Below are 5,932 nucleotides of genomic sequence, written 5' to 3'. Positions count from 1 at the left end.
AAGGGGAAATTACCATCAAAATCGAAGAGCCAGGAAGGGTCAGGACAGAGAAATATCTTGAAAAGTCGGAAATTTCGAGAGACCTGTCAACTATTGGAAGGGAAGGGGAAGAACTTGCTACACTCCTGAGGGTTAAGGAGGCTTGAGAAAAGATAGGCAAGTGAGAGGGAGAGATTCTGTTGACACAAGGCCAGAATAACATCAGGTTCTGGAGCGTTCCTGTGCCAGAAATGCTCCAGAGGCTACAAACAACCGACGAAGGCTTGAGTAGCTTAGAAAGTAGTAAACGCCTTAAAAAATATGGTGCCAATCTCCTTAAACCAAAAAAGAGTTCAAATACCCTTACAATCTTACTTTCCCAGTTTAAGAGTCCGATTACTCTCATTTTGCTTTTTGCAGCCGGACTATCTTTCTTTCTTGGAGACGTTACAGATACTGTAATTATTGTAACCATCATCCTGATCAGCAGTCTACTCGGTTTCTGGCAGGAGAAAGGAGCTGCAGATGCCTTTGAAAAATTGCTCAGTGCAGTCGAGGTGAAGGCAGCAGTATTAAGGGACGGAAAAGAAGAGGAAATTCCTATAGAACAAATAGTACCTGGAGACGTAATAATCTTCAACGCAGGCGATATAGTTCCTGCTGACTGCCTGATTCTGGAATCAAAGGGACTTTTTGTCAATGAGGCTACTCTCACTGGAGAGACTTACCCGGTAGAAAAATCAACAAAAACATTGAATGCAGAAACCCCTCTTGCACAGCGTACAAACTCCCTCTGGATGGGAACCAGTGTGGAAAGCGGGAGTGGAAAAGCACTGGCAGTGGCTACAGGGAAAAAAACAGAGTTTGGAAAAATATCGGAAGAGTTAAAAACCAGTGCTCCAGAAACGGAGTTTGAAAAAGGTGTTGCAAAGTTTGGTCATTTTCTGATGGAAGTTACCCTGCTGATGGTTATCGCAATCTTTGCAATCAATGTTTATCTTCATCGCCCGATTCTGGAATCTTTCCTTTTCTCCCTTGCGATTGCAGTTGGACTTACACCGCAACTTTTACCTGCAATTATAAGTGTTAACCTTTCTCACGGCGCAAGAGAGATGGCGCAAAATAAAGTGATTGTCAAGAGGCTGGCTTCAATTGAGAATCTCGGCAGTATGAACCTGCTATGCTCCGACAAGACCGGCACTCTGACAGAAGGAGAACTTCAACTTCATTCTATCCTGGATATGAAAGGAGGCAAGAATGAAAAAATCTTTCTTTACGCCAGCCTCAATGCCTATTTCCAGAAGGGTTTTAAAAACCCTATCGACCGGGCAATCCTGGCACAGAGCAAATTTGACATGTCAGAATATAAGAGACTGGACGAGGTCCCTTATGATTTTACACGCAGGCGATTAAGCGTTCTTGTCTCAAAAAACAATAATAGCCTGATGATCACTAAAGGTGCGCTCTCTAATATTCTTGAAATCTGCACCTTAGCAGAAATGGAACCTGGAAAAACGGTAGAAATTTCTGAGGTCAAGGAACAAATTGAGCAGCAATTTAAGGAGTTAAGTGAAAAAGAGTTTCGAATACTCGGAATTGCATACAGGGACATGAACCAGCAGACAACTATCGAAAAAGAACAGGAAAATGGAATGACCTTTCTAGGACTTCTCTTGTTTTTTGATCCATTGAAGCCAGACATTGCAAAAACGATAGAAAATATGGAACAGCTTGGGATTTCTCTGAAAATTATTACCGGAGATAACAAACTTGTGGCTGCCCGTATAAGTCGAGATGTAGGGCTTAAGGACTCCGAAATTCTAACCGGAAGCGAAATTGCCCGAATGAGCAGTGAGGCCCTTATAAGGAAAGTAAATGACATTGACATCTTTGCCGAGGTAGAGCCAAATCAAAAAGAACGTATTATCCTTGCACTTAAGAAGAGAGGAAATGTCGTTGGGTATATGGGAGACGGTATTAATGATGCATCGGCTCTTCATGCAGCCGATGTAGGAATTTCAGTTGACAGTGCTGCAGATGTCGCCAAAGAAGCTGCAGATATTGTGCTGATGGAAAAGAGCCTGGATGCACTTGTAGAAGGTGTTAAAGGCGGACGAAAAACTTTTGCCAATACGCTGAAGTATGTTTTCATGGCTACCAGCGCCAACTTTGGGAATATGTTCAGCATGGCAGGAGCGTCCCTTTTCTTGCCCTTTCTTCCTCTACTGCCCACACAGATCCTGCTAACTAATTTATTGACTGATTTTCCGGAAATGACCATAGCCACAGATACTGTTGATAAAGAGTTGGTTGAAGAGCCACACCGCTGGGACATAAATTTCATCCGCAAGTTTATGATGACATTTGGCTTTACCAGTTCGGTCTTCGACTACTTAACCTTCGGGGCTCTGCTTCTCCTACTACCAGGTATGATAGAACAATTCAGGACAGGCTGGTTTATAGAATCAGTAATTTCAGCATCTCTTATAGTGCTGGTAATCCGAAGCCGAAAGCCTTTCTTCAGGAGCAGGCCAGGAAAATACCTGTTGGTTGCCACTGCATTGATCGTAGTCCTGACTCTTGGTTTCCCGCTAACTCCTTTTGCAGCTCCCTTTGGGTTCAAACCTCTTCCTATAAAGGTTATTTTAATTATTGGAGCCATAATAGGATTTTACATCTTTACAGCTGAGACAATAAAGAGAATTTTTTATAAAAAAGTAAAATTTTGAGAGTTACCTGTACTGACAGATATATTGACGACAGCTATACTGACAGTAGAAATCCCGGTTTACCTTGAAGTTACTTAGGCTTGCCTTCCTCATAACCTGCCCCATCCGGCAGAAAAGGAGTGAAGATAATTACCATAAACAGCAACAAAAAGGTGCCGTACATTTTGGTCGTTGCCTCAAACGTAGCATAGAACATGAAAATCACAAGCATAACCCAGACAATAAAACTGAGCTGAAGAGCAATTTTTACTCTGTACAAATTTTCCGCGCTTTCGCTCAACAAAATCCCCCTTAAAGAATCCCATCCGAAATACCAAGTAAAAATGATTCTCGATTGGATAAATAAGTGTTTGTCTTAAAGAAAGCTCTGGAGATCTAGAAAAGTATGAATTCGAAAAACTCTTTAAAGAACCGCCTTAGACCAGGGTAAACCCTGAGCCCAAAGGGTTAAAAGCTGCGAATTATCAGTATCCAACATCAGGCAACATGGATCCGACTCTATGAGTCTAGTAATCCAACCCTATGAATCTCTCAGTTGACTCTAAGAATATCGAAACTTAATAACTAAAATTTGAAAACTATTAAATCTCAACAAACCGGAGAAACTTGTCTCCTTCATTTACACGCCTGAGAAAGTCTTCTCTGTCAATATAAGGAACTCCAGCAATTATCGAATCCGCAGCTTTCCTGCCAAGCCCGGGAAGTTCACGGATAAGATTGGGAGAAGCAGTGTTAATAAGTAGAGGATAAGGTATGCCTGTAATCGAGCGCATCCCGTGCCCTGTGATCGTAATGTCAGTAAATTTTCGCAAAGGCAAAGAAGCGGGAACTCCAACCAGCAAAGGGTATGAACCAAGCTGCCTCCCAAAAGTGACTCCTTTTTCGTGAACCTCACATATTACATCTCTGAGTACGGTACCTTCAGGCACAACACGCCGCAACATTGGGAGATCAATAGTCTTCCTTACTCGTTCCTTGTAGTCCAGAAAGAGCTTTTTGTGCTTTCTTGCAGCTTCGTCTTTTCCATACATTGGAGTTCCGGGAAAAGCCATGACCTGGCGGATATTGATCCTGCGAAGTAGCAGCCCCGAATCTAGCACATGCTTCAGGAAATCATAATTGAGCTGAAAAGTTTTCTTGGATTCGCCCATCAGTCCATGCACGAAATTGATGCCCGGAAGGATTTCTGGAAGCCCGTTTGCTCCTTGAACGGCTCCAAGCCTGTTCACAAGTTTGATCGCCTCAAAAACCTCTTCAGAAGTTGCCTTAAGGGAATTGGCCTCAATTACTGCCCTATCGGCACTCTCCATCCCAAAAGCCGCCACGTCTCCTGCGGTATGATATTTAATTATCGTTTTCAGGATCTGTTCCGACTCTTCAGGATAGGCTGCAAGCGTAATCGGGTTTGCATTGTCCATATGGAGCACAGACAGCTCTGGAGCTGAGTTTCGGATTCCCCTGTAGAGCCTTTCAATAGCTTCTGGATTGGGCCTTGGGACAGGGCCTCCTGTGTCCGTTCCGTGATAGGAAAAAAGGTCAGGCTGCCTACCAATCCTAAAATAGCGGGCTCCGTGGGAGTAAAGGGCGGATGCCTCGGAGATTACATCCTCTATGGGACGGTAGTCGGAAGCCCCATAAAAAGGCTCTGTACAGAAAGAACAGTGAACCTGTCTGCCGCAACCCCTGTAAGTCTCAAGCTCACACATGCAGTAAGGATAATCAGGGTGCTGCCTGACCAAAAAAGCTCCCCTGGGTCCCCAGCGTCCGATTTCAGCTGTTGTCCTGAAGCGGTGCTCTACAGCCTCGGGATCTCTGAGCTTCGCAGGAGAAACTCCGCTAATGCCGTCCTTAAACAGATCATAAACAAAAGCTTCAAGATCCATTCTGGCAAGCACTGCACCTGAGAGTTTTATCCTGTCTTCAGTACCTTTTGCAGCCCTTCCGCCTTCGTCACTGAAACCGAGCCTTATAGGCCCACCTATAACTTTTGCCCCGTGTGCAGTTCGGAAAATTGTCTCGATTTCCCTGGGAGTGATTGGGGAAGCCCGAAGATATTTACCTGGCACAGTCATGCCTGCTATAATGACAACAAGGTCTGCTTTTCCTGTAAGTTCCCCTGCTCCGGGCGGGTTCTCTCGCAGGGTGTCAATGGTCAGGTAGTGAATGTCCTTTTCGGAAAGCCCACGTTCCCTGAGAGCGCCTGCTATATAACGCGGATAGGGAGAAATGTAAGGAGGAACCCCAAGACAGGCAGGTTCATCCACATAGCCGTCTATAATGAGTGCTTTCATGTCAATTCTTGTTTCCATTTGCTTGATAATCGAAAGTATACAGTCCAGTCAGATATAAGTTACAGGTAAATTACAGATGTTAAAAGAAGGTTGAAAGACACCATGCAAGAGAGTAAAAAGTAAAAAACACTTCCACAGAAACAAAGGAGTCTGTTAAAAGATAAGAGAAATAAAAATTTAAAAGAAATAGTTAGGGCCGGGACCGAGAATCGAACTCGGGTCGTAGCCTCCACAGGGCCACAGGATGGCCTCTACCCTACCCCGGCCACAGGGTCTGGTACTTCAGATTGAAGCAAGCTATAGAAGGAGTTTTTTTATATAAAGTTTTTGCCGGAAAGGGCAGGAGACCCTCCTCAGGAAAAGAAAGGCTTCTGTTTTCCGGCCCTCAATATGAGCAAAATTCGGCTAAAAGTTCTTTCTGGATCGTTATCAGAGTTCCTTAAGCTTTTCAAGGGCAAGTTTTGCAGCCTTTTCTCCCGAGAGAAGCATGCCTCCGAAAACTGGGCCCATTCTTGGAGAGCAGGTTGCGGCATTTGCAGCCATGCCCGCAACGATCAGGCCCGGATAAATTTCTTTGGTTGCATCAACAGCCAGGCGCTCGCCAACTTCTGACCACATCGGTTTTTCTCCGAGCTTTCCGAGGTTTCCAATTTTTGCATTTGGAATTTTTCTGAGAATTGTATTGCATACAACCGCTTCATGTCCTGTTCCATCAATTACGAGTTTTGTACGAATCATGAGAGGATCTACATGCAGGCGCTGTGCCGTGACAGATCCCCAGTTGATGACGATTCCGGTAACTCTATCGTTTTCCCGGATCATGACATCCTCAAAGCTCACAAGGTTGAAAACCTCAGCCCCGGCTGAAGTTGCACCTGAAATCAGCTTCCCGACGGACTCTACGGAATTAGCCACATAGTACCCGGGCTGGTA

At 44.5% G+C, this 5,932-nt stretch carries 4 protein-coding genes and 1 tRNA gene; 1 reads left to right on the top strand and 4 read right to left on the bottom strand.

Annotated features, from left to right (window positions below; translation table 11 throughout):
• Positions 1 to 179 precede the first annotated feature (179 nt).
• Positions 180 to 2,708, top strand: coding sequence for a magnesium-translocating P-type ATPase (mgtA, locus tag BP621_RS03480; RefSeq protein ID WP_292387975.1), 2,529 nt, complete (start codon positions 180 to 182; stop codon positions 2,706 to 2,708).
• Between the two features lie 70 nt (positions 2,709 to 2,778).
• Here mgtA and BP621_RS03475 read toward each other — a convergent pair whose 3' ends face one another.
• The 4 genes from BP621_RS03475 to BP621_RS03460 form a co-directional block, all read right to left on the bottom strand.
• Positions 2,779 to 2,988, bottom strand: a complete 210-nt coding sequence (locus BP621_RS03475) for a hypothetical protein (protein WP_292387974.1) — start codon at positions 2,986 to 2,988, stop codon at positions 2,779 to 2,781.
• A gap of 301 nt (positions 2,989 to 3,289) precedes the next feature.
• Positions 3,290 to 5,017, bottom strand: coding sequence for a radical SAM protein (locus tag BP621_RS03470; protein WP_292387973.1), 1,728 nt, complete (start codon positions 5,015 to 5,017; stop codon positions 3,290 to 3,292).
• Between the two features lie 176 nt (positions 5,018 to 5,193).
• Positions 5,194 to 5,265 (bottom strand) — tRNA-His (locus tag BP621_RS03465).
• 163 nt (positions 5,266 to 5,428) lie between these two features.
• On the bottom strand, positions 5,429 to 5,932 hold a 504-nt coding region (locus BP621_RS03460; protein WP_292387972.1), incomplete at its 5' end, for a sulfide-dependent adenosine diphosphate thiazole synthase.

This window comes from Methanosarcina sp. UBA5 (assembly GCF_002505485.1).
Lineage (GTDB): Archaea > Halobacteriota > Methanosarcinia > Methanosarcinales > Methanosarcinaceae > Methanosarcina.
The sequence above is the reverse complement of the archived record's forward strand: the minus strand, read 5'-3'. Positions and strand labels throughout refer to the sequence as shown.

Excerpts from the sequence above, each read along its gene's own strand:
- BP621_RS03470 (WP_292387973.1), bottom strand. The coding sequence starts at position 5,017 with ATGGAAACAAGAATTGACATGAAAGCACTCATTATAGACGGCTATGTG.